Annotated in this window: 2 protein-coding genes; both read right to left on the bottom strand. The window is 36.1% G+C overall.

Going from position 1 to position 2739, the window contains the following annotated elements; translation table 11 throughout:
- Positions 1 to 130 precede the first annotated feature (130 nt).
- A complete protein-coding gene (locus J0H12_07675) occupies positions 131 to 2278 on the bottom strand; it encodes a hypothetical protein (protein ID MBN9413777.1) in 2148 nt (715 codons plus the stop codon).
- Positions 2279 to 2283: 5 nt separating this feature from the next.
- Positions 2284 to 2739, bottom strand: a 456-nt coding sequence (locus J0H12_07670; protein ID MBN9413776.1) for a hypothetical protein, incomplete at its 5' end; no start/stop codon positions are given.

Genomic DNA, 2739 nt, shown 5'->3' with positions numbered 1-2739 from the left:
CTTTAAATACTTTGATCCATCACAGACATCGCAATCCTATCAATGCCTTATCCCATCTCTTAGCTGGGCTCATCAATTACCAAATCAGAGACGACAAACCTTCCTTACATTCAATCCTCAAACTTAATTCTTAAACACAGTTCGGGTTAATTTTATCATAAATGCGTTCTGCAATTCTGTACTCTCTCCAAGCTTTGGAGAGGTCCTTTTTTCTCTCATAAATTTCCCCTAAAACAAGATGTGCCCATCCTTGAAGAAAGATTTTGTCTGAGCCATTTACAAGCTTATTACAATGCTCAATGGCTTGAGTGACGCACTTTAATCCTTTAGCTAAATCATTTTTAAAGAGATAGTTAGTTGCCATAGTAATTTTTAGGCGGACGGCCTTATAGTCGCAATCACTGTTGCAAATTTTCATGAGCTCGTCATAGCAAATGGTTGCCAGTTTTAAGGATTCTTCAAAATTTCCTAATCTTGCTAAAATTTCTGCTTTACTAATTTTTACAAAAAGGTAAGGAGGCTCTGGTAATCTACCTTCCTGAATACTTTTGAGTGATTTATTGATTAAAGAGAGTGCTTTTTCATTCTGACCCTGAAACATAAGCATGTTTGCATAAACAGAGAAGAAAATGCAATAATAAGAAGGATTATTAACATCTCTTAAAATTGGCTCTGCCTTTTTAAGAGCTTCCAAGGCGTGTGTAATATTTCCTTGTATACTATAGTAGTCTGGGAGGTTGTTAATGAGAGCAAAAAGCTGCTCTGCTTTTGAAATTTTATGGGGCTCTTTTTCTAAGAGTGCAATGCCCTTAAGGGTTAAATCGATAGCTTTGTTAACATCTGTGAGTAACGTTATGTTGCCAAGGGTATTATGTAATCTGCCTTTTGCAAAGTTATTGACATTCTTACCTTTTTTGATTGCTTCTTCTGCTTCATAAGCCCATCGATCACCAAATTCAAAATCAGCAAGTGAGAAAACAGCTACACGAGCTAAATCAATTTTAAGTTCAAGAGAGTTTTGAATATTAGCATGGTCTGCATCAATATCCTCAATAAGAGTTTTCATATGTTCATAGTAATCACTCCGATCAGAAACAAACTTTTCTAATTCATGTGGCCCCCCTGAAAAGTGAGAGCGAAAATATTTAACCCATAATGCCTGGATTTCACTCTTTGTACCCTCTGGAAGGCTTTCTTTAAGGGCGACCTGGATTAAGGGATGCATCTTATAGATGCTTACCGCGTTATTTTCTCTTGTTGTGTCAACCGTAAGATAAAGGGAATTCACTAGATCATAAATAAGCTCATGCAGGAGATCTTTATTGATGCCAAGCAACCCCGCACACTCTTTTATGGTGTCCTCTTTAATATGGTTTGGATGGAGGAAGGCTAGAAATGTTAATGCCTTATAAGCGTTGAGATTTTTCTTCTTTAAGTCTTCAAATGTTAAAGCAAGGGTGGCAAAAACCGTTTCTTTATAATTGATGCTTTCTTCATCGGTATCTTTGTTGACTTTTTGGTGAAGACTCTCAAGATAGCTTCTTTTCTTCTCAAAAAGCTTCTGGTATTCATCAGGTGTCATCGAAGGTAGTGCTCGGATAAGAACACCAGCTTGTGTTAAGGCTAAAGGATAATCTCCGAGTAAAGATGAAATTTTATCAAGCTTATCTTTAGGCCACTCAATAAACTTTTCTAAAAGTCCAATTGAGTCTTGCCGATTGAGCTTTTCGATGTGCACTTTCCTACACTCCACATTTAGGCTTCTTGATGTCATAAGAATAAACTTATCCTTCTTATCTTTAAATGTCGTCAATATACTTTTAATCTCTTGAGATTTATCACCATCTTCTAAAATGATTAAGTTTTTCTTTGAACTCTCTGGAATCCAGGATTTTAGGATTTGAAGGGACGTATCCAATGTAAGGTAATTCTCAGGGATTTTCTCAAGAGGGGTTGCACATCTCTGATTCCAGGAACGACCAAAATTAATAAGCTGAGCACGAATATCGCCTGTACACTCTAGCTTTAATATAACGTTATACTTATCCTTATTTTTCCATGAGAATTCTTGAGCGAGTGCGCTCTTTCCAATTCCAGGCAGGCCTACAAGAGCAACAATATTTTCTGACTTGAAAATACTTGATACTTTACTAAGTTCTTCTTTACGGCCTTGAAAGAAGGTATTTCCTGTTGGTATGTGATATGTAAACTCTGCGCCATAACTTGCCTGAGATGTAAGAGAGATAAATATTAAGAGAATAAAGAGGGTAAGCTGCATAAAAGTTATTTGCCTCGAAACTGTATAACATTTGCAGGTACAATCTTTTCTAGAGGAAATGCTATAAGTGGAATTTCAATAATTGTACTGTTTCTTGGAGGCGCAAGTTCATTCTTAACTTCAATGTTGATGTTGGCTCCTTCTGCTAACTTTAACACCCTATCATTCTCTAAAGAGAACAAATCCCCCCTTTTATGAGAGAAATCATGTGTAAAAGTCTTAATCTCATGTATATAACCTTGATCAATGATATCAACTACAAGAGTATCGTTATTAATTCGAATAAGAATATTGATAAAGCCTGCATGCGGGGAGCGTTTAATAATATTTTTTAAAACATTGATAAATAAAAGCTCAATAATGAGCGGATCGTGGTTAATGATCCCAGGCATACTGTGTTGAAAGCTAATCTTAACCTCTTTGTTGTAAATGTCAGGGAATAAAAAGAGGATGCTCTTGTG

It is taken from the genome of Candidatus Paracaedimonas acanthamoebae (genome assembly GCA_017307065.1).
In the GTDB taxonomy this organism is placed as follows: domain Bacteria; phylum Pseudomonadota; class Alphaproteobacteria; order Caedimonadales; family Caedimonadaceae; genus Paracaedimonas; species Paracaedimonas acanthamoebae_A.
Note: the sequence above shows the minus strand (reverse complement) of the source record. Positions and strands in the feature narration are given on the sequence as shown.

What these genes read in the sequence shown, in the direction of transcription:
- J0H12_07675 (MBN9413777.1), bottom strand. Translation starts at nt 2,278, where the DNA reads ATGCAGCTTACCCTCTTTATTCTCTTAATATTTATCTCTCTTACATCT.